At 68.5% G+C, this 21,610-nt stretch carries 22 protein-coding genes; 14 read left to right on the top strand and 8 right to left on the bottom strand.

The window, feature by feature from the left end; translation table 11 throughout:
* Positions 1–23: 23 nt before the first annotated feature.
* Together pheA and QRN07_RS12315 are read left to right on the top strand one after the other, a co-directional pair.
* A complete protein-coding gene (gene pheA / locus QRN07_RS12320; protein WP_285241140.1) occupies positions 24–1,001 on the top strand; it encodes a prephenate dehydratase in 978 nt (325 codons plus the stop codon).
* Positions 1,002–1,094: 93 nt separating this feature from the next.
* On the top strand, positions 1,095–1,289 hold the full coding sequence (locus QRN07_RS12315; RefSeq protein ID WP_056601734.1) for a hypothetical protein: 195 nt from the start codon (positions 1,095–1,097) through the stop codon (positions 1,287–1,289).
* Between the two features lie 43 nt (positions 1,290–1,332).
* Here QRN07_RS12315 and QRN07_RS12310 read toward each other — a convergent pair whose 3' ends face one another.
* Complete coding sequence (locus QRN07_RS12310; protein WP_050683703.1) at positions 1,333–2,397, bottom strand: diacylglycerol/lipid kinase family protein; 1,065 nt, start codon at positions 2,395–2,397, stop codon at positions 1,333–1,335.
* 89 nt (positions 2,398–2,486) lie between these two features.
* Between QRN07_RS12310 and serS the strand changes: the two genes are divergently transcribed.
* The gene (gene serS, locus QRN07_RS12305) at positions 2,487–3,767 is read left to right on the top strand and encodes a serine--tRNA ligase (protein WP_050683702.1); all 1,281 of its coding nucleotides are present in this window, start codon (positions 2,487–2,489) and stop codon (positions 3,765–3,767) included.
* A 10-nt stretch (positions 3,768–3,777) separates the two neighbouring features.
* Here the strand turns inward: serS and QRN07_RS12300 are convergent, their stop codons facing one another.
* Positions 3,778–4,314: a GNAT family N-acetyltransferase gene (locus QRN07_RS12300; RefSeq protein ID WP_056601733.1), complete on the bottom strand. Its 537-nt coding sequence runs from the start codon at positions 4,312–4,314 to the stop codon at positions 3,778–3,780.
* A gap of 413 nt (positions 4,315–4,727) precedes the next feature.
* Between QRN07_RS12300 and QRN07_RS12295 the strand changes: the two genes are divergently transcribed.
* The 3 genes from QRN07_RS12295 to QRN07_RS12285 are packed head-to-tail and all read left to right on the top strand — an operon-like array spanning position 4,728 to position 6,319.
* Complete coding sequence (locus QRN07_RS12295; RefSeq protein WP_285241139.1) at positions 4,728–5,585, top strand: HAD family hydrolase; 858 nt, start codon at positions 4,728–4,730, stop codon at positions 5,583–5,585.
* A gap of 12 nt (positions 5,586–5,597) precedes the next feature.
* Complete coding sequence (locus QRN07_RS12290; protein WP_285241138.1) at positions 5,598–5,738, top strand: hypothetical protein; 141 nt, start codon at positions 5,598–5,600, stop codon at positions 5,736–5,738.
* The gene (locus QRN07_RS12285; protein ID WP_285241137.1) at positions 5,735–6,319 is read left to right on the top strand and encodes a histidine phosphatase family protein; all 585 of its coding nucleotides are present in this window, start codon (positions 5,735–5,737) and stop codon (positions 6,317–6,319) included. The genes QRN07_RS12290 and QRN07_RS12285 overlap by 4 nt, the downstream gene beginning before the upstream one ends.
* Positions 6,320–6,369: 50 nt before the next feature.
* On the opposite strand, the gene QRN07_RS12280 is transcribed toward QRN07_RS12285, so the two are convergent.
* Positions 6,370–6,969, bottom strand: a complete 600-nt coding sequence (locus tag QRN07_RS12280; protein WP_050683687.1) for a MarR family transcriptional regulator — start codon at positions 6,967–6,969, stop codon at positions 6,370–6,372.
* Positions 6,970–7,090: 121 nt separating this feature from the next.
* Between QRN07_RS12280 and QRN07_RS12275 the strand changes: the two genes are divergently transcribed.
* Positions 7,091–9,487: a phosphoketolase family protein gene (locus tag QRN07_RS12275; RefSeq protein WP_285241360.1), complete on the top strand. Its 2,397-nt coding sequence runs from the start codon at positions 7,091–7,093 to the stop codon at positions 9,485–9,487.
* 40 nt (positions 9,488–9,527) lie between these two features.
* Here QRN07_RS12275 and QRN07_RS12270 read toward each other — a convergent pair whose 3' ends face one another.
* Positions 9,528–10,271, bottom strand: a complete 744-nt coding sequence (locus tag QRN07_RS12270) for a siderophore-interacting protein (RefSeq protein WP_285241136.1) — start codon at positions 10,269–10,271, stop codon at positions 9,528–9,530.
* Positions 10,272–10,418: 147 nt separating this feature from the next.
* Between QRN07_RS12270 and QRN07_RS12265 the strand changes: the two genes are divergently transcribed.
* Entirely contained in the window at positions 10,419–11,009 is a 591-nt protein-coding gene (locus tag QRN07_RS12265; RefSeq protein ID WP_285241135.1) for a GNAT family N-acetyltransferase, read from the top strand.
* 33 nt (positions 11,010–11,042) lie between these two features.
* On the opposite strand, the gene QRN07_RS12260 is transcribed toward QRN07_RS12265, so the two are convergent.
* The 3 genes from QRN07_RS12260 to QRN07_RS12250 form a co-directional block, all read right to left on the bottom strand.
* Positions 11,043–11,795, bottom strand: a complete 753-nt coding sequence (locus QRN07_RS12260; RefSeq protein ID WP_285241134.1) for a DUF429 domain-containing protein — start codon at positions 11,793–11,795, stop codon at positions 11,043–11,045.
* Positions 11,796–11,802: 7 nt separating this feature from the next.
* Positions 11,803–13,128, bottom strand: coding sequence for a carboxylesterase family protein (locus QRN07_RS12255; protein ID WP_285241133.1), 1,326 nt, complete (start codon positions 13,126–13,128; stop codon positions 11,803–11,805).
* 96 nt (positions 13,129–13,224) lie between these two features.
* Positions 13,225–13,716 (bottom strand): inorganic diphosphatase, encoded by a 492-nt coding sequence (locus tag QRN07_RS12250; protein WP_050683682.1) that lies wholly within the window; start codon positions 13,714–13,716, stop codon positions 13,225–13,227.
* Between the two features lie 158 nt (positions 13,717–13,874).
* Here QRN07_RS12250 and QRN07_RS12245 point away from each other — a divergent pair, with 158 nt between their 5' ends.
* The gene (locus QRN07_RS12245) at positions 13,875–15,395 is read left to right on the top strand and encodes a D-alanyl-D-alanine carboxypeptidase/D-alanyl-D-alanine-endopeptidase (RefSeq protein WP_285241132.1); all 1,521 of its coding nucleotides are present in this window, start codon (positions 13,875–13,877) and stop codon (positions 15,393–15,395) included.
* Between the two features lie 17 nt (positions 15,396–15,412).
* Here QRN07_RS12245 and QRN07_RS12240 read toward each other — a convergent pair whose 3' ends face one another.
* Positions 15,413–15,616: a hypothetical protein gene (locus QRN07_RS12240; RefSeq protein WP_285241131.1), complete on the bottom strand. Its 204-nt coding sequence runs from the start codon at positions 15,614–15,616 to the stop codon at positions 15,413–15,415.
* A 187-nt stretch (positions 15,617–15,803) separates the two neighbouring features.
* Here QRN07_RS12240 and QRN07_RS12235 point away from each other — a divergent pair, with 187 nt between their 5' ends.
* The 5 genes from QRN07_RS12235 to folE all read left to right on the top strand — a co-directional run bounded on the left by QRN07_RS12235 (position 15,804) and on the right by folE (position 21,608).
* Positions 15,804–16,934 (top strand): Rv3626c family coenzyme F420 biosynthesis-associated protein, encoded by a 1,131-nt coding sequence (locus tag QRN07_RS12235; protein ID WP_050683674.1) that lies wholly within the window; start codon positions 15,804–15,806, stop codon positions 16,932–16,934.
* 123 nt (positions 16,935–17,057) lie between these two features.
* Complete coding sequence (gene tilS, locus QRN07_RS12230; protein WP_350224290.1) at positions 17,058–18,113, top strand: tRNA lysidine(34) synthetase TilS; 1,056 nt, start codon at positions 17,058–17,060, stop codon at positions 18,111–18,113.
* 31 nt (positions 18,114–18,144) lie between these two features.
* Complete coding sequence (gene hpt, locus QRN07_RS12225) at positions 18,145–18,696, top strand: hypoxanthine phosphoribosyltransferase (RefSeq protein WP_050683673.1); 552 nt, start codon at positions 18,145–18,147, stop codon at positions 18,694–18,696.
* 206 nt (positions 18,697–18,902) lie between these two features.
* The gene (gene ftsH / locus QRN07_RS12220) at positions 18,903–20,966 is read left to right on the top strand and encodes an ATP-dependent zinc metalloprotease FtsH (protein ID WP_050683672.1); all 2,064 of its coding nucleotides are present in this window, start codon (positions 18,903–18,905) and stop codon (positions 20,964–20,966) included.
* A 9-nt stretch (positions 20,967–20,975) separates the two neighbouring features.
* Positions 20,976–21,608, top strand: a complete 633-nt coding sequence (gene folE / locus QRN07_RS12215) for a GTP cyclohydrolase I FolE (protein WP_050683671.1) — start codon at positions 20,976–20,978, stop codon at positions 21,606–21,608.
* The last annotated feature ends 2 nt before the right edge of the window (positions 21,609–21,610 follow it).

Here is a 21,610-nt window from a genome sequence, read left to right as displayed (position 1 = left end):
ACCACCAGCCGAAGGGCTCCACCATGCCGCCACCCGTCACGTACACGTTCCTGGGACCTGAGGGGACGTTCACCGAAGCGGCCCTCCTGCAGGTGCCGGATGCGGCCGGGGCCACCCGGATCCCCGCCTCGAACGTCAACGCTGCCCTGGACCTGGTCCGCCGGGGCACGGCGGACGCGGCCATGGTGCCCATCGAAAACTCCGTCGAGGGCGGCGTCACCGCAACCCTGGACGCGATCGCCGGCGGTGCGGAACTTCGCATCCTCCGTGAAGTCCTGGTGCCCATCAGCTTTGTGCTGGCCGTCCGTTCCGGCACACCAATGGCGGGCATCCGCAGCGTGGCCACCCACGGCCACGCCTGGGCGCAGTGCCGTGGCTGGCTGGAGCGGAATATTCCGGAGGCAGAATATGTCCCGGCATCCTCAACGGCAGCAGCCGCCGTCGGTCTGCTGGGGGCAGACTGCCCCTACCACGCTGCCATCTGCTCACCGCTGGTGGCGCAGGCACAGCCCGGCCTCGAGGTGCTCGCCACTGACATTGGCGATAATCCCGCGGCCGTGACCCGCTTTATCCTGGTGGGCAGGCCCGGCGCCCTGCCGCCCCCGTCAGGCGCCGACAAAACCACCGTGGTGGTGCCGCTGCCCGCGGACCGGCCGGGTGCCTTGATGGAGATCCTGGACCAGTTCGCCACCCGGGGCGTGAACCTGAGCCGGATCGAATCAAGGCCCACCGGACAGTACCTTGGGCACTACTTTTTCAGCATCGACGCGGACGGGCACGCCGCCGACGCCCGCATGGCGGATGCGTTGGCCGGGCTGCACCGCATCAGCCCCGCCACCCGGTTCCTGGGCTCCTACCCCCGGGCCGACGGACAGGCTGCGGTGGTGGAGCCGCACACGTCCGATGACGCCTTCGGCGCTGCGCAGGCCTGGGTGCAACGCATTCTCCAACCGGCATCAACAGGACCGGAAAGCGGTTCCACCGCTTCGCCCACAGCGTAGGTGAATACCGCTCCGAGTACTTACTTAGGGCCCCGGCCGTGCGTAAGCTTGCTTGATCCACCGGGGAATGGCCCCGAATGAAGGGAGCGGGTCATGACTGCGAACAGCACCGATGACGGCCAGGGAATGATTGTGAACCCCAAGCCTGCAGCCGACAACCAGGACTGGGACGGAGACGATGCCGACCGCGCCGACCGCCTGCGCTTTGAAGAGGAACAGGCGATGATCCGTGAGCAGTCCGAGGCCAGGGCTGCCGCGAAAGCCGCCGCAGAGGCCGCAGGGGACTGACGCCCGCACGTTGCAGGTCCGCCGCATTCCGGCAGGTGCCGGTTCAGTGCCCCGCCGCGGGCCCTTTCACCCGGACCAGCAGGGACTGCGGTTTGACCTGGACAGTGAGCCGGGTGGCAAGCCCGGACGTGTCCCCATCCAGCTGCGTGGGCATGGGCTCGGGGCATTTAATGACGATCCGGCCGGACCGGTACACAGTCATGATGGGCAGTTTGCCGCTGTGCTTGAAGATGACCTTCAGGTACATCAGCAGCCAGCCCAGGGCGCTGCGGGGGCTCATCACCACCACGTCCAGCATCCCGTCGTCGATCATGGCCTGCGGGATGAAGTCGATGCCGCCGGGAACCAGGCCGCAGTTGGCGAACAGCACGCTGCGGATGTTCCGGACCTGTTCCGGGTTGCCGTCCAGTGATATGGAAACCTTCTTGCGCCGGCCCGGCAGGTGGCGCACCCCTGCTTCCGTGTACGCCAGCCAGCCCACCGCTTTTTTGAGGCCGTCGTTGGTGTCGGCCAGGACTTCGGCGTCCACGCCGATTCCGGCAATCACCAGGAACACGTGCTCCGAGGAATGCCCGGTCCGTGAGTTCTCGATCCCCATCCGGGCGGTATCGATGTAGCGTTGCCGGCCAAACAGGGCCGTGTGGACGTTGCTGTGCAGGTCGTGGACATCAAGGTCCACGTTCCGGGCCAGGAGGTTGCCGGTTCCCAGCGGGATCAGGCCCATGGCCACGCCGCTGTGCGCCAGCGATTCGGCGGCAACCCGCACGGTGCCGTCGCCGCCGCCCACCAGGACCACGTCCGGGCTGCCGGCCAGGGCCGCCTTCACCTGGGAATACCCCGGATCCTCGGCGGTGGTCTCGAAGAACACCGGCTCGTCCCAGCCGGCGGACAGGCAGGCGCGCTGGATGGTGGCCCTGGCCTCGCCGGCGCGGGCTTTGATGGGGTTCAGGATCACTGCCACGCGCTGCCGGGCCAGCCCGGACTCGTGCGCGTCGCCGCCCACGGCGCTGCGGATGTGCAGGGCCTTAAGCCGCCGCACCCCCCACCAGCTGGAGACGGCGAAGGCCAGCGCCGCCGCGCTCAGAAGGTACAGGATCCAGTCGCTCATGGTGCTTCAACAGTAGCCCGGCGGGCGCCGCACCCGCGCGCCCGCCCCGGCTGCCCGCCGCCGTGCGTTGGATTGGATACCCTTGGGGAGTGATCGACGTAAAAGACCTCAGCGAAAACCCGGACAAGTTCCGTGCCAGCCAGCGCGCCCGCGGCGCCGACGAATCAGTGGTGGACGCGATCATCGCCGCGGATTCGGACCGCAGGGCTGCGCTGATCCGCTACGAAAACCTCCGCGCCGAGCAGAACGTGTTCGGCAAGAAGGTGGCGCAGGCCAAGGGTGAGGAAAAGCAGGCGCTGCTTGCCGAGGTCCGCGAGCTGGCCAACTCGGTCAAGGCAGCCTCGGCGGAAGCCGACGCCGCGCAGGCCAAGCAGGAGGAACTGCTCCGGGCCGTCCCGAACGTTATTGAAGACGGCGTCCCCGAAGGCGGCGAGGACGACTTCGTGGTGGTCAAGACAGTGGGCGAGCCGCGGGAATTCGCCGGCTTCGAACCCCGCGACCATCTGGAAATCGGCGAGCTGATTGGCGCCATCGACATGGAGCGCGGCGCCAAAGTGTCCGGCTCCAGGTTCTACTTCCTCCGCGGCGTGGGCGCCCGGCTGGAAATGGCACTGCTGCAGATGGCCATGGAACAGGCCATCGACGCCGGTTTTGTCCCTATGATCACGCCCACCCTGGTGCGCCCCGAAACCATGCAGGGCACCGGCTTCGACGTCAAGCACGACGCCGAGATCTACCGTCTCGCCGAAGACGACCTTTACCTTGTGGGCACCTCCGAGGTTGCCCTGGCCGGCTACCACGCGGACGAAATCCTTGACTTCAGCGCCGGGCCCATCCGGTTCGCCGGGCAGAGTTCCTGCTACCGCCGTGAGGCGGGCTCGCACGGCAAGGACACCCGCGGCATCATCCGGGTGCACCAGTTCAACAAGGTGGAGATGTTTATCTACACCACCGTTGAGGAAGCCGCTGCCGAGCACCTGCGGCTGCTGGCCTGGGAAGAGGAGATGCTGGCCAAGTGCGAGCTGCCCTACCGCGTCATCGACACCGCAGCCGGTGACCTGGGCATGTCCGCGGCCCGGAAATTCGACTGCGAGGCCTGGGTTCCCACCCAGGGCGCCTACCGGGAGCTCACCTCCACCTCGAACTGCACCACGTTCCAGGCCCGCCGCCTCAACATCCGCGAACGCACCGTCAACGACGCCGGCGTGGCCAAGGGCACCAGGGCTGTCGCCACCCTGAACGGAACCCTGGCCACCACCCGCTGGATCGTGGCCATCCTGGAGCACCACCAGAACCCGGACGGCTCCGTCAACGTCCCCAAGGCGCTGCAGAAGTACCTGGGTGGGCTGGAAGTACTGCCCGTCCTGTAGCCAGGTGCGGTCAGCCGGCCAGGTCCAGCGTGTAGACCACCAGTTGCACCTTGGGCGCGGGCCGGGGCTTTTCCCGGTCCGGCCGGCGGATGAAGCCGAACTGCCGGTAGAGCTCCTGGGAGCCCAGGTTGTCCACGCCGGTGTCCAGGACCACGCCGCGGGCGCCGTTCCGGGCTGCGAGCTGCACCGAGTGTTCCAGCAGGAGCCGGCCCAGACCCTGGCGCCGTGCCTCCGGCAGGACCGCGAGCAGTCGAACCTCCGCCTCCCCTGGTTCAGCCTGTCGGGCCAGCGGTGATCCGTGCAGCAGTACCGTGATGGTGCCCACCAGCTTTCCCGTCCGCACGTCCTCGGCGACCAGCAGGGTGCCCGCATCTGCGCGTGCCTCCGCATCCACCAGCAGGTTCAGGCGCTCGCTGTCCGGCTGGTCCGCCGCCGGCAGGTGGTGGCCGAACCCGCGGTAGGTCAGCTCACCCACCGCTGCGTACTCGGATTCGCGGGCCCGCCTGACGATCAGCGGCTCAGTGGACGTGGTGGCGGTGGCGGTCATGGTGGCGCCCTCTCGTGTTCGGCCGGCCCCGCACCGGCTGCGCGGGTTCCCTGACCGACAGGCTAAGCATGCCGGCAGCCCGTGGTCATCCCGGGCCGCAACGGGGCGTCGCGCCTTGTCATCCAAGGAAACGGGAGGACATCTGTTGCGCCGCGCGTCGGCGGGTTGCGTCCGTGTTGGAAAGCCTCCTGCCCGGTGGTTGGCTGGTTGGAAAAGGCCCTGGGCAGGTGGTCCACAGCCCAGGGCCGTTGCGCATGGCTTCGAGGACAGGCTGAAGACCCGGACCCGTCCCGGGCCGGGGCCACCAGGGTTAATACCCACACCGGGGACAACCTGTGAATATTAACCGGACGTTCAACAAAGCTGTGGCGCGCGTCCTAGCGGCCATGCCGGGCGTCTGCTTCACTTGTTCAATGACAATGCTGACTGAATCCTCAGTCGCCGGCAACGATGACCGGCGAGAGAACCCCAACAACAACGACACCCGGCTGATGGTGGCCCTGGACGTGGACGGCACCCTCGTCAACCACGACGGGCACATGTCCCCGGCCGTCCGCAACGCAGCCCAGGCCGTGGTGGCCGCAGGCCACGAAGTGATGATTGCCACCGGCCGGTCCCTGAACGCCACGCTGCCCATCATCGAGCTGATCGGCATCGAACACGGCTACGCTGTCTGCTGCAACGGCGGCGTGACCCTCCGGCTGCACCCGGAGCTGGACAAGGGCTACGAGATCATCCACAAAGCCACGTTCAACCCCGCTCCCGCACTCCGCGCCCTCCGCGAGCGGCTTCCGGCAGCCAAGTACGCGCTGGAGGACGAGGACGGCAACTTCCTCTCCACCGAGCGGTTCCAGGACGCCAGTTTTGGTGTTGAGGCCGTGGGCGTCGACTTCCAGACCATGCTGGCTGCCACGGCCGTCCGCGTGGTGGTGTTCAGCACGGACAACACCCCCGAGGAGTTCAACGAGGCCATCCGCCACATCGGCCTCGCTGGCGTCACCTACTCCGTGGGCTGGACTGCCTGGCTGGACATCGCCGCCGCCGGCGTCACCAAGGCCAGTGCGCTGGAAAACCTGCGCACCAGGCTGGACATCGGGCCGGAGCAGACGGTCGCCATCGGTGATGGCCGGAACGACATCGAGATGCTCACCTGGGCAGGCCGCGGCGTGGCCATGGGGCAGGCGCCGGAGGAAGTTCTCGCCGCTGCGGACGAGGTTACCCTTTCCGTGCACGACGACGGCGCCGCCCGTGTGCTCCACAGCCTCCTTTAGCGCCACACCGGGATGACAGTGGTCCAGACGGCGGCGCTGGCCGCCTGCGTCCTGCTTGCCGGACTCGCTGTCTTCCAGGTTGCCCTCATCGCCGGCGCGCCCGTGGGCCGGTTCCCGTCCGGGCCGCCCCGCAAGGCAGAATGGAAGCCATGAGCCTCACCACTTTCGCCCTGGTCCGCCACGGCCAGACCGACTGGAACGCCGAACGCAGGCTGCAGGGTGCCACCGACATCCCGCTCAACGACGTGGGCCGCGGACAGGCGCGCGACGCCGCAGCCGTCCTGGCACCCTACGAATGGGACGCCGTGGTGTCCTCGCCGCTGAGCCGCGCGGCGGAAACCGCCGACCTGATTGCCGCGGGGCTGGGGCTGACCGTGTCGCGGCGCGTCCCCGAACTGACCGAGCGCAGCTTCGGCCTCGCGGAGGGCATGCAGGCGGGTCCTGAACTTGAGGCGCTCCGCATTCCCGGCGGGTTCCGGGGAGCCGAGAGCGAAGACGAAGCGGCCACCCGCGGCCTGGCAGCCCTCGAAGCCCTGGCCGACGAATTCCGCGGCCAGCGCGTCCTGGTGGTCACGCACGGCACCCTGCTCCGCGTCAGCCTGGGGCGGGCCACCGGCCGGACCCTCGCCAGCGTGGACAACGCCGCACTCAACCTGGCCCACCACCACGCCGTCCACGGCTGGGAATTGGAATTCTTCAACGGCGAACCGGTTCTGGCCACCGCAGGCAGCTAGCACCTGACAACGCCCAGCCGGCCCGCGGAACACATAGCAGCCGGCGCCGGCTACCTGGCTTCGAGGATTAACGCCAACAGCCGGGCAGCGGCAGGCCTGGCGGCGTGCTCCTCGTTCCACTGCGCCCGCGCCACCGCCTTGCTGACGGCCTGCGTGGTGATGCCCAGCGCCTGGGCCACAGCTTTTTGCTGGCCACGGACCCCTGGTGTGAGCAGGTCCAGCACCCGCCACTCGGCCCCTGACCGGTCCCGGACTATCAGGCCCAGCAGGCGCAGTACGGCTTCGGCGTCGTGCGCAATGTCCGCCACCGGGCCCTCCACCGCAACAGGCACCCGTTCCTTGCCGTTGCGGAGCCGGTCCACGGCCCGCCGGGCATAAACCAGGCCATGCCCGGAGGCGTCCTTGATCTGGTTGGGCAGCGGCTCGTTCACCGGCCCCACCCCGATCCCCACGAACCAGGAGCCGCAACGCAGGGCCACCAGGGCTGCTTCCACTGCCTGGTGCGGGCAGTCCACAATGCCTTGGACTTCATCTTCCACGGACCTGTCGAAATCCAGGCGCGCGGGGATGTGCCGCAGGTCCTTCAACAGCTGAGGGACGCGGTCGCCGTCGCGCCGGCTATCCGTTTGGTTGATGGTCAACGTGAACATTGAACCAAAGACTACCCGTTGGCAGTGCCGGGCAGGCAAGCAGGGTTGCACCAGGTTTCCCCATCTGGTGCGATGGGTGGTAATGCCGTCCCAGGGCGGCGCCATCGACGGAAGGACCATCATGGCCGGCAGCATGGGACCGAACGAACTGGACCTCCTGGACAGATGGTGGCGGGCGGCGAATTACCTGTCCGTGGGCCAGATCTACCTGCGAAGCAACCCCCTTCTGCGCGAACCGCTCCAACCGGGGCACACCAAAGCCAGGCTGCTGGGACACTGGGGCACCACCCCCGGGCTGAACTTTGTTTATACCCACCTGAACCGCGTCATCCGGCGTGACGCCGCCGAGATGCTCTTTGTTGCCGGTCCGGGACATGGCGGTCCCGCCGTCGTCGCCAACTCCTGGCTGGAAGGGACCTACTCGGAGATCTACTCCCACGTGGGGAACGATGCTGACGGTATGGCCGAACTGTTCCGGCAGTTCTCCTACCCCGGCGGCATCCCCAGCCACGCGGCGCCGGAAACTCCCGGTTCCATTAATGAAGGCGGCGAGCTGGGGTACTCGCTGGCCCATGCTTACGGGACCGTGTTCGACAACCCCCAGCTGGTGACGGCCGTGGTGATCGGGGACGGCGAGGCGGAGACCGGACCACTCGCCGCGAGCTGGCACTCGCACAACTTCCTGGACCCCGTCGCGGACGGTGCCGTGCTGCCCATCCTGCACCTGAACGGCTACAAGATCGCCAACCCCACCATCCTGGCCCGGATGCCCGAACAGCAGCTTGACCAGCTGCTCCGCGGCTACGGCCACGAACCATATTTCGTCACGGTGGCGGATCCGGACGCCACGGAACAGGCCCACCAGGACTTCGCGCAGGCGCTGGACGCCTGCATGGCGGACATCCGCGCCATCCAGGACCGGCGCCGGAACCCCGCCGGCCCCGCCGGAGCGGACGGTGCCGGGCAGGACCCGGCACCCCGCTGGCCCATGATTGTGCTGCGCTCACCGAAGGGCTGGACCGGTCCGCGGGTTGTGGACGGACTGCAGGTGGAAGGGACCTGGCGCAGCCACCAGGTGCCCCTCTCGGAGGTGCGGACCAACGCCGGGCACCTGAAGATGCTGGAGCAGTGGCTGCAGTCGTACCGGCCGGAGGAACTGTTCGACGCCGACGGGAGGCTGCGTGCCGACGTCGCCGAGGCTGCCCCCGCAGGGGATTTCCGGATGAGCGCCACACCGCATGCCAACGGCGGCTTGCTCCGCAGGGACCTTTTGTTGCCCGCCTACCGGGACCACGCCGTCGAGGTGGCCCGGCCCGGAACTGAACGCGTCAGCCCCATGATCACGCTGGGTTCGTGGATGCGGGACGTGATCGCACTGAACATGGAAAACTTCCGGCTTTTCGGCCCGGATGAGACGGCCTCGAACCGCCTCCAGGACGTCTATGAGGTCACCGACAAGGTCTGGCAGTACCGGATTGAGGACGTCGACCAGAACCTGGCGCGTTCCGGCAGGGTCCTGGAGGTGCTCAGCGAGCACCTCTGCCAGGGCTGGCTGGAAGGCTACCTGCTGACCGGGCGGCACGGCGTGTTCAGCTGCTACGAGGCGTTCATCCACATTGTCGACTCCATGTTCAACCAGCATGCCAAGTGGTTGAAGGTGCACCGGACGCTGCCGTGGCGCCAGCCCATTGCCTCCCTGAACTACCTGCTGTCCTCCCACGTGTGGCAGCAGGACCATAACGGTTTTTCCCACCAGGACCCGGGCTTCATCGACCACGCGGTGAACAAGAAGGCGGAGGTGATCCGTGCCTACCTGCCGCCGGATGCCAACACGCTGCTCTCCGTGATGGAGCACTGCCTGGCTTCCACGGATTATGTGAACATCGTGGTCAGCGGCAAACAGCCGTCACCCACCTGGCTTGGCCCGGCCGACGCCGCCAACCATTGCCGCCGCGGCCTGGGAATCTGGACGTTCGCCGGCTCGGAAGTCCCCGGAGAGGAGCCCGACGTCGTGATGGCCTGCGCCGGCGATGTGCCCACGGTGGAAACCGTCGCGGCGGCGGAACTGCTCAGGCTGGGAGCCCCTGGACTCAAGGTACGGGTGGTGAACGTGGTGGACCTGATGCGGCTCCAGGACGAATCCGAGCACCCGCACGGGTTGCCCGCCAAGGACTTCGATGGCATCTTCACCACGGACAAGCCCATCATTTTCGCCTATCACGGCTACCCTGCGCTGATTCACCGGCTGGCTTACCGCCGGACGAACCAGGAGGGCCTGCACGTGCGGGGCTACAAGGAAGAGGGGACCACCACCACGCCGTTCGACATGGCCATGCTCAACGGGATCGACAGGTTCCAGCTTGCCATCGACGCGATCGACCGCGTGCCGGGACTGGCGGCGCGGCACTCGATCCTGCGCCAGGACCTGTTGGACCGCAAAAACAAGGCCTTCGAGCACACCCGCACGTACGGTGAGGATCCGGAGGAAATTACCGGCTGGACCCTCGGCGGGGCGTAGGCAGGAGGGCGCCCGACGGCGGGGCCGCGCCGCCGGCGGGTCAGGAAGCTTCGCCGGACCGCCAGTAGCCCAACGCGTTGATCCGGCGTTTGTCCACGCCCAGGGTTTTCCGCAGGTGCCTGGTGATGGCGCGGGTGCTGGCGGCCTCGGCGGCGAGCCAGTAATAGCCGGTATCCATGCCCGCGCCGGTCGCTTCGGCGCGGGCGGTCAACGCAGCGCAGACCTCGCCAACCAGCCGGTCGCCGCCGTCCTGGCGCGGCACCCAGGACACCGTATCCCTGGCCCTGGCATGTACCGGCAGGGAACGGTCCGGGTCGTGGCTGTATTCGAGCCAGATGGTGGCAGGTATGTCGCCGAGGGCCGTTAGCAGTGAGTTGATGGCCGGGATTGAGGCGGGATCGCCCACCAGCACCGCGGCCGTGGGCGCCGGGTCCGGGAGGTCGAATTTGCTGCCCTGGACGGTGGCCTCGATGGTTTCCCCGGCCTGGACGGCCCGCGCCCAGTCGGCGGCCCGGCCCTCGTGGAGGGCGAAGTCCAGGCTGAAGGTCCCGGCCGCGGCATCCGGGTTGACCAGGGTGAAGGCGCGCTGGTGCGGTTTGCCGTTGTCGTCGAACCACAGCCGGATCCACATGGTGGGATGGACGCCGCAGTCAGCCAGCAGCGAACCGCCGTCCACGTGGATCCGCATAAACTGCGGGCCGATCTGCTCGCGACCCGTCACGGCCAAGGAAAAATCCTTGGCCCCGAAGACTTTGAGGACGGCGCCTTCCCAGCTGCGCTTCATGGTTCTCCTTCTGCCCGGACGCTGGGCACGCAAAACGGGAATCGATGCTTTAATGAGGACAGCCTAACCTAACCTGCGCTGTCCATTGGTCCCGTTGCAGCGGCGTTACGGCAAAATTCAGCCCGCAGGACTATTCCGAGGAGAGCCATGTCCACCAGACCAATCGCGGCACCCGAAGCCGCCCGGCGGACCCCTGCTTACCAGGAGGAGTTCGAAACCTGGGGGCTGTTCCGGTTGCTGCCCATCGACCCCGTGGCGGACGCCGCTGTTCTCCACGGCTGGGTCACGGCGGAGCGCGCCAGGTTCTGGGGCATGTCCGGCTATACGGTGGCGGAAGTCCGGGAAGTCTACGAATTCCTGGCCGGGCTGGACACCCACCACGCCTACCTGATCGACCTGGCCGGCGAACCATTCGGCATTTTCCAGACCTACCAGGCCATCCACGATCCGGTGGGCGAGGCCTACCCTGCACTGCCCGGTGACACGGGTACGCATCTGCTGCTGGGCCCGGCGTCGAGGTTCATCCCGCATTTCACCCCGGTGCTGGCGGCGGCGCTGACCCGGTTCGTCTTCGCGGACCCGGGCACGGAGCGCATCATCGCCGAGCCCGACGCCCGCAACGGCAAGGCCATCCGGCGGCTCCTTGCCTCATCCTTCGAGCTCGGCCCCGTTGTTCAGTTGGCGGACAAGGAAGCCCAGCTGGCTTTCCTGACGCCGGCCATGCTCGCGGGTAACTGACAGCCCCGCTTGCTGGAGCCAGGCCGGCACGCGTCAGTCCGGCAGCCCGTCGAGCCCGCACGAGGGCAGATGGATCCAGCCTTCGGTCCCCGCCGCCGCAGCGTGCGCAGCGTCGGGGCGCAGGGTCAGGTTGCAGGCCACGGCGCGTGCCGTCAGGGCGGCCACGACGGCGTCAAACAGGTCATCAGACCCTGCCAGCCGGGCCTCGTTCCCGGCCACGTCCAGCCAGGGCGCCTGCGCACGCAGCTCCGCGAGGAGTGCGGCCAGCCGTTCTGTTTCGGTGCTGCCGCGGCCCTTGTAGCCGCGCCCGTTCAGGCCCCAGACCCGCAGCGAAGCGGCCGGGTACACCTCGGCGAGCCTGCCTGAGCCGTCTTTGGGCTGGGGTCCGTGCAGGCCGGCGATTTTGGCCTGCAGCACAGCGCACCGCATGGCGGGGTGCGCCAGCCGGTCAGCCGAGACGCTCAGCGGGATCAGGCGCGTCTGTGCGGTGACGAACCGGTCGGTGTCGCGGTAGGCCAGGAGCCGGCGCCCGGCGATGCCGTCGTGCTGCAGGACCGGTCCTGCGTCGGACGCCAGGTGCCCGGTCAGGAAGGGGAGCAACGCGTCCGGCCAGCCCACCGGGCAGTCGATGCCGGTGACGTCGGTGGCGCCGAAGAGGTCAACGATCTCCTGGTCGTCAACCCCGAGTGCCAGGTGAGCCAGGGTAGCCCCGGCCGGGCCCCACTCGAGGACCGCCACAGCAGTCTTTGCGGCCGCCGCGGCGAGGTCAACACCCAGCGACTTCACGGCGCACTCACGCTGCCCGGTACCGCAGGACGCCCGGAATGCCGCCCGCGGCATCCAACTTCCCGTCCCGTGCGAAGCCTGCCCACAGCGCCCGGACCTTCCGGCCCACGGCGTCCACCTCGTCCCACGTGGCGCCCCGGATCAGGCCCACCCCGTCCCAGGTGCCCCGGTTGCCGAACAGCAGGGGCAGGTCGATGGTGTGGGCCGAGCCGTAGACGTTGTCCGGTGCGTGCCAGTCCAGGACGTAGTGGTGCGCCGTGCCGCCGGCCGCGGTGTGGCGGCGTGCGAACCGCCTGGACGCGCGCCCGTAAACCGCCTCGGTGACCACCCGGTTGACGGCGCGGAGGGCGCCTTTGCCGGCCAGCGGAACCTGTTCCAGCCGGCTGAGGAACGGGCTGCGGGGGAGGAAGAGCCGCGCTTCCTGGGACGTGTGCCCGATCAGCACCTCGATTCCCGGCGCTGTCCGGTCCCAGGCTGCTTCGATGTCGGCTTCCGCCGGAAGGGGGTCATGGCCGTACTGGGTGCCGAACGGCATGGCTGCCAGCATGCCGAACCTGCGGGCCACCTGTGCCACGTTTTCCTCGACGGCCACCACGTCCATGGCCGGGGTGTCCGCTGTGACGGACCCGGCGGCGATCCCCATGGCGTGGTTCATTTTGGCCCGGCCGCGGGAGATGCCCAGCGGTGCGCTCTGGATGATGGCGCGCTGGAACAGTCGGGGCGCCTCGGGGACGGCCATCAGGTGGGCAATGGCGTCGCCCCCGGCGGACTGCCCAAAGGCCGTGACCCGGCCCGGGTCGCCGCCGAATGCCGCGATGTTCCGCTGCACCCAGCGGAAGGCCTCAAGCTGGTCCAGCAGGCCCAGGTTGCCCGGCCTGCCGCTGTGGGTGGACAGGAAACCGAACAGCCCCAGCCGGTACGTCACCGACACCACCACCACATTGTTCTCCGCCGCCAGCACTGCCGGATCAAAAATGGCCAGGTCGCCCGAGCCGGTGGTGTACGAGCCGCCGTGGATCCACACCATGACCGGCAGCTTTGCGTCCGGCGGGGTGCCGGCCGGGAGGGTGATGGACAGGTTCTGGCAGTCCTCGCTGCCGGGCAGCTCGCCGTATTTGGTGCCCAGCACGTCGTCCAGGAACGGCACCGGCGCCTGCGGGCAGGCCGGCGCCGGGGACGTGGCAACCAGTGGTGCTGTCCGGTCCGGCGCATGGGTGGGCGGCTGGAACCGGGCCGCCGTTGCGTAGGGGATGCCGGTGGCGCGGATGACATCGCCGTCGCGGCGGCCGATGACCGGTCCGGAGGGCGGGGCGAAAAGGGGTTCGGAGCTCACCCTCCACCTTAACCACAACACGGGGCCACTTCCGGTCCGATGCAGCGGGTGCATCGAACCGGAAGTGGCCCCGCGGTGATTGGCGGCTGCTGGACCTTAGTGGCCGGCTGCCGGCACGTAACGCTTGATGGAGGCTTCGAGCTCGGCTTCAGCGGCGGCGCGGTCGCCCCAGCCTTCGGCCTTGACCCACTTGCCGGGCTCCAGGTCCTTGTAACGGGTGAAGAAGTGCTCGATTTCCTTGATCAGGAAGTCGCTGACGTCACTGATTTCCTGGATGTGGTCGAACCGGGCATCCACGGGGACGCAGAGGACCTTGGCGTCGCCGCCGCCGTCGTCCGTCATGTTGAAGACGCCGATGGGCCGGGACTCGACGATGACGCCGGGGTGCAGGTCGAAGTCCTGCAGGAGCACCAGTGCGTCCAGCGGGTCGCCGTCCTCGCCCAGGGTGTTCTCGAAGAAGCCGTAGTGGGTGGGGTACTGCATGGAGGTGAACAGGACGCGGTCCAGGCGGACGCGGCCTGTCTCGTGGTCAACTTCGTACTTGACGCGGGATCCCTTGGGGATCTCGATGGTGACGTCATGCTTCATGGAAATGCTCCTCGGCAATGGCAGGGGGTGCGCGGCACAGGGGAGACCGCCGCCAAAAATGGGGTGTCCGTGCCGCCGACTATTATTGAGGATATAGCGAGCGGCCCTGGAATCAGGAACTTGTGGGGATATTTCAGGACGTGAGGACCGGCACTGGCATGACCAAAACAGCAGGCGCGGAACCCCGGCGGCACCGTGCCCGGAGGGCTGCCGCCGCGGTGGTGGCGCGCGTCCGGAAGTCCTGGCCGGCGGCGCTCCTGGTCGCGGTCCTGTTGGCAGTGGCCATCCCCTCGGCGCTGCTGGTGGTGCCGGGCTTCCTTGCCCCGGACCAGCCCGCCCCGGCGCCGGCGGCACCCGCCTGGCAGCAGGTCCCGGCCACGTTGTCCGCCGTGCCGGCGTTGGCGCCGCTGTCGGCTGCCGCAGCCATCCCGCGGCCCGCAGCCGTCGCGGCGCAGCTGGATCCGCTCCTGGCGGCCGACGGCGGCGGAAACTTTACGGGGCAGGTCCAGGATGCGCTCACCGGCGAAGTCCTGTTCGACAGGGGCGGCGCGGACGCCAGGGTGCCGGCCTCCAACCTGAAACTTCTGACCGCCGTCGCTGCCCTTCGCACCCTTGGCCCCGATCACCGGTTCAGCACCAAGGTCCTTTCCGGTCCGGACAACCGCCAGGTGGTCCTGACCGGCGGGGGAGACGTGCTGCTGGGGGCCGGCGCCTCGGACCCCGACGGGGTGCGCGGCCATGCCGGCCTGGCGACGCTGGCCGCGCGGACGGCGGATTCCCTGCGCAGTGCCGGGGTGACGGGCGAAATCACGGTGCGCTTTGATGATTCGCTGTTCAGCGGGCCGGCCTTGAATCCGGCCTGGGGCCTGGGGGACGTGGCCGCCGGCGAAGTGGCTCCGCTGGCTCCGCTGGCGCTGAACGCGGCCCGCTACGATCCCGCCGTGACCACCGGGCCGCGGCCCCAGGACCCGGCGGCGGCCGCGGCGGCCGAGTTTGCCGGCCAACTGCGGGCGGCAGTCGAACCGGCGGGATTGACGGTGGCGGCCGCCGTCGAACGCGCGCCTGCTCCGGCCGGAACCGGAACCGGAACCGGGGGCGAGGCAGGGCAGGAAGTCCTGGCCGCGGCGGACTCGGCCACCGTGGCGGAGCAGGTAGGGGCCATGCTGCAGGATTCCGACAACTACCTGGCCGAGGCACTGGGCCGGTTGGCGGCACTTGCGTCGGGGCGGCCCGGCAGCAATGACGGGGCCACCGCCGTGGTCGGGGCGGAGGCCGTGGCGGCGGGCATCGCCCCGGGGCCACTGCAGCTGGCGGACGTGTCCGGGCTGGCCATGGGAAACCAGGTCCCGGCAGGCACGTTTGTCCGGGCGGTCACTGCCATCACCTCCGGCCTGGATGACCGGCTCCGGGCTGCCCTGGCCGGGTTCCCGGTGGCCGGCGTCTCCGGCACCCTCGACTCACGGTACGGCGACGACGCCACAGCCCGCGGTGCCGGGCTGGTCCGGGCCAAGACAGGGACGCTGAACACTGTGATCGCGCTCAGCGGATATGTGGTGGACGCCGACGGCCGGTTGCTGGTGTTCTCCTTCATCGGCAACGGACTGACCCCCGGCGCGGCAGGGAACCGGGCAGCGCTGGACCGGGCCGCGACGGCCCTCGCGGCCTGCGGCTGCCGGTAGGCGGCAACAGGGTCGGGTCAGGACTCCCGGCGGACGGGTTCCGTGGCCACCAGCGGGGCGGCGGCTGCGGCCGCCACGGAAGACGCCGTGCCGGTGTCGGCAGCCAGGGCCGCCGGAGCCGTGGTGCCCAGCAGGGCTGCGAGGACAACGGCGGCCAGCACGGACGTCCAGCCCTTCCGCGGGCCTGCGGTCAGGGGAGCGATGGGACGGTACGGGATCATGGGGTCCTCCTGGCGAGTGTGTGGGGTCCGTGCGGGGGAGCCGCCGGTGTGCTTGATGGGTCCAACATTGCCCGGCGTGCATAGGCCGGGGCTTTCGCCGGCCTATGCGCCCGCTGTGAGCCGCGGGCTGTTCGCCGGTCAGCGAACTTAAGGCCGATCAGCAGCATGCTGTGTTCTGATGGGACTTATGGAGACCACCGCGCGCGAGTCGGCACAACCGTTGTCCGCATCTGCCCAGTCCCTCATCAACTGGGACCTGGCCGCGTCCACCGCGGCCCGGCTCACCCCCGCCGGGCCAACACTGTCCCCGGCGGACATCGGCAAGGCCGTGGACAGCCTGCGGGAACTGGCTGATAAGTCCGTTCCGCACGTCCACGAGATCACCGGGCTGGAGGCAGCGCGGGACCTCCGGGACTCCTCCGTGCTGGTGGTGGACAGGGCTTCCTGGGCCAAGGCCAACACCCAAAGCTTTGCCGTGATGCTCCGGCCGGCCATGGAAAAGATGGTCGAGAGCCGGCGGGGCACCATCAGCCCGGCCGCCGCCGGGGTCAGCGGCGCCATCACCGGCAGCCAGTTGGGCGCCGTGCTGGCGTTCCTTTCCAGCAAGGTCCTGGGCCAGTACGATCCCTTTGCCGCGCTCGCCGAAGGTTCCAAGGCGCCCGCCGGCGGCAGGCTGCTGCTGGTGGCCCCCAACATCGTCTCCGTGGAGCGCGAACTCAACGTCACGCCGGAGGACTTCCGGCTGTGGGTGTGCCTGCATGAGCAGACCCACCGGGTGCAGTTCGCCGCCGCCCCCTGGCTGCGCCACCACATGCTGGCGCAGATCGATGACCTCAGCGGGCACCTGCTGGGCAACGTCGATTCCCTGATGGACCGGGCAGGGGCAGCAGCCCGCTCGCTCAAGGACCGCTCAGCCACCGGCGACACCCCGGGCCGCGGCGCCATCCTGGACCTGCTGCAGGACCCGGAGGAGAAGGCGGCCATCTCGCACCTGACCGCCGTGATGAGCCTGCTCGAGGGGCACGCCAACGTGGTTATGGACGCCGTGGACGCCAGCATCGTGCCGTCCGTGAAGACCATCAGGCAGCGGTTCAACGCCCGCGGCAAGGACCGCGGTGTGCTGGAGAAGTTCCTTCGCAACCTCCTGGGCCTGGACGCGAAGATGCGCCAGTACTCGGACGGTGCCCGTTTTGTCCGTGCCGTGGTGGCCGCCGCCGGCATGGAAGGCTTCAACCGGGTCTGGGAATCGGCGGACCACCTGCCCACCGAACCCGAGATCCACGACGCCAAGCTGTGGCTTGAGCGGATGGGCCTCTAATTGCCTGACGTTCCCGCCGGCAACGCCGGTGTCCCGGCCGGCAAGGCCGCTGTCCCCGGCGTCCAGGGCGGACGACGGCGGCCCGGCAGGTTGGCGCCGGTTGTGGGCACTGCGCGGAAACGGTTGCAGGAATCCCTGGCCGGGGCCGGCTACCCTTCGCACGTGGTGGTGGCCTGCAGCGGCGGGCCCGATTCCCTGGCGCTGGCCGCCGTGGCCGGGTACTTCGCCCGGCGCGGCCACGTGGACGGCCACCCGGTCACCGTGGGCGCCGTGGTGGTGGACCACCAGTTGCAGGAAGGGTCCGCCGGGGTGGCCGCCCGGACGGCAGCAGCGCTCCGGGACCTGGGCCTGGAACCGGTGCAGGTCCGCACCGTCACGGTGGACCGCACCGGGATGGGCCCCGAAGCCGCAGCCCGGGACGCCCGGCACGCCGCGCTGGACGCCGCAGCCAGGGACCAGGGCGCCGGCGCTGTCCTGCTGGGCCACACCCTGGATGACCAGGCCGAACAGGTGCTGCTGGGCCTGGCCCGCGGGTCCGGCACCCGGTCGCTGGCAGGCATGCGGCCCGCCCGGGGCCTGCTGCTCCGGCCGTTCCTGACCCTGCGCCGCGCGGACACCGAGGAGATCTGCGACGTGGAGGAGCTCCAGCCGTGGCACGATCCCACCAACTCCGATCCCGCCTTTGCCCGGTCCCGTACCCGCGTTGATGTCTTGCCGCACCTCGAAGCCAACCTGGGCCCGGGGGTGGCCGAATCCCTGGCCCGCACCGCAGCAATCCTGCAACTGGACGCTGACTACCTCGAAGATGTGGCAAAAACCACCTTCGAGTCCCTGGTGGAGCGGGACGGAACGGACGTGGCCCTGCCGGAGGAGCCGCTGCGCGCCCTGGCCCCGGCCATCCGGTTCCGGGTGATCGCCCGGGCGGCGGCCGACGTCGGCGGCCAGCAACCCAGCTACCAGCGGCTTTTGGCGGCGGAAACGCTGCTGCGCCGGAAGGGATCCGCCGGCCCCGTGGAACTGCCCGGCGCGGTGTCCGTGTACCGGCTGTCGCTGGCACAGCTGCAGGACGCCACCGGAGCAGGCGGCCCCGCAGGGCAGGCGCCGCAGGCCACCGGTCCCCGCGAACCCGCGCGCTGTGGGAAGCTAGTATTCCGGTCCAAAAAACCGCCCAAGAATTAGTCGCACCCCCGCATCTACACAGGAGCCATTGGTGGATTCAAACGACGTCCATGCAGATCTCAAGCACGTTCTCTACACCAAGGAGCAGATCCAGCAACGGATCACCGAGCTCGCTGCCCAGATCGACAAGGACTACGAGGGCCGCGAACTGCTCATTGTGGGGGTGCTGAAGGGTGCCGTTATGGTCATGGCAGACCTGGCCCGGGCCCTCCACAGCCACGTGTCCATGGACTGGATGGCTGTGTCCTCCTACGGCTCCGGCACCCAGTCCTCCGGCGTGGTCCGGATCCTCAAGGACCTGGACACGGACCTGATGGGCAAGGACGTGCTGATCGTTGAGGACATCATCGACTCCGGCCTCACCCTGTCCTGGCTCAAGACCAACCTGGAATCGCGCGGCACCGCCTCGGTGGAGATCTGCACCGCCTTCCGCAAGCCCACCGCCGCCAAGGTGGAAATCGACGTCAAGTACGTGGGCTACGACATTCCCAACGAGTTTGTGGTGGGCTACGGCCTGGACTACGCCGAGAAGTACCGCAACCTGGACTTCGTGGGCACCCTCGCCCCGCACGTTTACGAGTAAGGCGCAGGGGACTTAAAGCGCGCTGACGACGGCGGCCTCCGGGCCGCCGTCGTGCGTTAAGCCGCTACGCCCACAGGGAACTTTTGGTTTCCACCGAGCGTGATTTACTCCGGACGGTGTATAGCTAGAAGCTGACGCAGCACCATCACGCGCGAAACACACGCCGTGCAGCACTACCGGAAGGGACGGGGCCAGCCCCCGAACAGATGAAAGCTAAGAACTTCTTCAAGGGCCCGGGCATCTGGATCATCGTTGTGGTCGGCCTGCTCCTTGTGGCTTTTGCAACGCTTGCTCCCGGCGGTGCGGCACGGATCGACACGGACAAGGGCCTGGAACTGCTCACCGGCGACAAGGTGGAGCAGGCAAAGATCTTCGACGGTGAAAACCGGGTGGACCTGACCCTGAAGGACAACTACCAGGTGGACGGGCAGGACAAGGGCAAGAGCGTCCAGTTCTTCTTTGTGGATGCCCGCGCCGCGGACGTGGTCAAGGCCGTCACCGACGCCAAGCCCGCCCAGGGCTACACGGACCAGCCGGTGGAAAGCAACTGGTTCTCCGGCCTGCTGTCGCTGCTGATCCCGGTGATCCTGCTGGGTGCGCTGTTCTGGTTCCTGATGACCCGGATGCAGGGTGGCGGCTCCAAGATCATGCAGTTCGGCAAGTCCAAGGCCAAAATGGTCAGCAAGGACATGCCGCAGGTGACCTTCGCCGATGTTGCCGGCGCCGATGAAGCCGTGGAGGAACTGCAGGAGATCAAGGAGTTCCTCCAGGAACCCGCCAAGTTCCAGGCCGTGGGCGCCAAGATCCCCAAGGGTGTGCTGCTCTACGGCCCTCCCGGTACCGGTAAAACGCTCCTGGCTCGCGCCGTGGCCGGCGAGGCCGGCGTCCCGTTCTTCTCCATCTCCGGCTCCGACTTTGTGGAAATGTTTGTAGGTGTGGGTGCTTCCCGTGTCCGTGACCTCTTCGAACAGGCCAAGGCCAATTCCCCGGCCATCATCTTTGTTGACGAAATCGACGCTGTGGGCCGGCACCGCGGCGCCGGCATCGGCGGCGGCAACGACGAACGCGAGCAGACCCTCAACCAGCTCCTGGTTGAAATGGACGGCTTCGACGTCAAGACCAACGTGATCCTCATCGCCGCCACCAACCGGCCGGACGTGCTGGACCCCGCGCTGCTGCGCCCGGGCCGCTTTGACCGGCAGATCTCGGTGGAAGCGCCGGACCTGATCGGCCGCGACCAGATCCTCCAGGTCCACGCCAAGGGCAAGCCCATGGCGCCGGGCGTTGACCTCAAGGGTGTTGCCAAGAAGACGCCCGGCTACACCGGTGCGGACTTGGCCAACGTCCTGAACGAAGCCGCGCTGCTGACCGCCCGCTCCAACGCGAACCTCATCGATGACCGCGCCCTGGACGAGGCAATTGACCGCGTGATGGCCGGCCCGCAGAAGCGCAGCCGCGTCATGAAGGAACACGAGCGCAAAATCACCGCGTACCACGAAGGCGGCCACGCCCTGGTGGCAGGTGCCCTCCGCAACTCCGCGCCGGTCACCAAGATCACCATCCTGCCCCGCGGCCGCGCCCTCGGCTACACCATGGTGGTCCCGGACAACGACAAATACTCCGTAACCCGCAACGAACTCCTGGACCAGATGGCCTACGCCATGGGCGGCCGCGTCGCCGAGGAAATCGTCTTCCACGACCCCTCCACGGGTGCGTCCAACGACATCGAGAAGGCCACCTCCACGGCCCGCAAGATGGTCACCGAATACGGCATGAGCGAGCGGATCGGCGCCGTCAAGCTGGGCCAGGGTGCCGGCGAACCGTTTATGGGCCGCGACAGCGGCAGTGACCGCGGCTACTCCGACCAGGTTGCGTTTGTGGTGGATGAGGAAGTGCGCCGGTTGATCGACCAGGCCCACGACGAGGCCTACGCCATCCTGATCGAGAACCGCGATGTCCTGGACCGGCTCGCCGTGGAACTGCTGGAACGCGAAACCCTGAACCAGGCGGAAGTGGCGGAGATCTTCACGGATGTCCGCAAGAGCGATTTCCGCCAGGTCTGGCTGTCCAAGGACACCCGCCCCGTGCAGGCGGCGGGTCCCGTGGAAAGCCGCCGCGAAAAGGCTGAGCGCGAAGCCCAGGAGGAAGCCACCCAGGCCCGCCTGGATGAACCGCTGGACGCCCAGCCCCCGCACCCGCAGGGCGTCAGCAACGACGCACCGTTCCAGGGCGGCGTCACCGGCTCGGGGCCGGACACCCTTCGCGGCTAAGCTTTCCCTGTGACTTTCTTCGACGACGACGACGTGCCCCCCTCCGCCGGATACCAGGCGGAGGGCGGGTCCCACCCTGCGGTTGACCGCCCCAGGATCGAAGCGGCCGTCCGCGAAATCCTGCTGGCCATCGGCGAGGATCCGGGCCGCGGCGGCCTCCTGGACACCCCCAAGCGGGTGGCCAAGGCCTACGCGGAGATGTTCGCGGGCCTGCACCACGACCCCGCCGACGTCCTGTCCACCACTTTCGACCTGGACCACGAGGAACTCGTCCTCGTCAAGGACATCCCCTTCTACTCCACCTGCGAGCACCACCTTGTGCCGTTCCACGGCGTTGCCCACGTGGGCTACATCCCGTCGCACGAAGGAAAAGTGACGGGGCTCAGTAAGCTGGCCCGGCTGGTGGACATCTACGCCCGCCGCCCCCAGGTCCAGGAGCGGCTCACCACCCAGATCGTCGAAGCGCTGGTCAGCCACCTCAAACCCCGTGGCGCGATCGTCGTTATTGAATGCGAACACATGTGCATGTCGATGCGCGGTATCCGCAAGCCCGGAGCGAAGACCGTCACCAGTGCGGTCCGCGGGCAGCTTCATGACCCGGCTACCCGTGCCGAAGCCATGAGCCTCATCCTCGGAAGGTAACC

It is taken from the genome of Pseudarthrobacter sp. MEB009, from assembly GCF_030208875.1.
Lineage (GTDB): Bacteria > Actinomycetota > Actinomycetes > Actinomycetales > Micrococcaceae > Arthrobacter.
This window is presented reverse-complemented; position numbering and strand designations above follow the sequence as displayed.

Bases quoted from the DNA above. Each gene is read 5' to 3' on its own strand.
- pheA (WP_285241140.1), top strand. From the start codon at position 24: ATGCCGCCACCCGTCACGTACACGTTCCTGGGACCTGAGGGGACGTTC.
- QRN07_RS12315 (WP_056601734.1), top strand. From the start codon at position 1,095: ATGACTGCGAACAGCACCGATGACGGCCAGGGAATGATTGTGAACCCC.
- QRN07_RS12310 (WP_050683703.1), bottom strand. From the start codon at position 2,397: ATGAGCGACTGGATCCTGTACCTTCTGAGCGCGGCGGCGCTGGCCTTC.
- QRN07_RS12300 (WP_056601733.1), bottom strand. From the start codon at position 4,314: ATGACCGCCACCGCCACCACGTCCACTGAGCCGCTGATCGTCAGGCGG.
- QRN07_RS12295 (WP_285241139.1), top strand. From the start codon at position 4,728: ATGACAATGCTGACTGAATCCTCAGTCGCCGGCAACGATGACCGGCGA.
- QRN07_RS12290 (WP_285241138.1), top strand. From the start codon at position 5,598: ATGACAGTGGTCCAGACGGCGGCGCTGGCCGCCTGCGTCCTGCTTGCC.
- QRN07_RS12285 (WP_285241137.1), top strand. From the start codon at position 5,735: ATGAGCCTCACCACTTTCGCCCTGGTCCGCCACGGCCAGACCGACTGG.
- QRN07_RS12280 (WP_050683687.1), bottom strand. From the start codon at position 6,969: ATGTTCACGTTGACCATCAACCAAACGGATAGCCGGCGCGACGGCGAC.
- QRN07_RS12275 (WP_285241360.1), top strand. From the start codon at position 7,091: ATGGCCGGCAGCATGGGACCGAACGAACTGGACCTCCTGGACAGATGG.
- QRN07_RS12270 (WP_285241136.1), bottom strand. From the start codon at position 10,271: ATGAAGCGCAGCTGGGAAGGCGCCGTCCTCAAAGTCTTCGGGGCCAAG.
- QRN07_RS12265 (WP_285241135.1), top strand. From the start codon at position 10,419: ATGTCCACCAGACCAATCGCGGCACCCGAAGCCGCCCGGCGGACCCCT.
- QRN07_RS12250 (WP_050683682.1), bottom strand. From the start codon at position 13,716: ATGAAGCATGACGTCACCATCGAGATCCCCAAGGGATCCCGCGTCAAG.
- QRN07_RS12245 (WP_285241132.1), top strand. From the start codon at position 13,875: ATGACCAAAACAGCAGGCGCGGAACCCCGGCGGCACCGTGCCCGGAGG.
- QRN07_RS12240 (WP_285241131.1), bottom strand. From the start codon at position 15,616: ATGATCCCGTACCGTCCCATCGCTCCCCTGACCGCAGGCCCGCGGAAG.
- QRN07_RS12235 (WP_050683674.1), top strand. From the start codon at position 15,804: ATGGAGACCACCGCGCGCGAGTCGGCACAACCGTTGTCCGCATCTGCC.
- ftsH (WP_050683672.1), top strand. From the start codon at position 18,903: ATGAAAGCTAAGAACTTCTTCAAGGGCCCGGGCATCTGGATCATCGTT.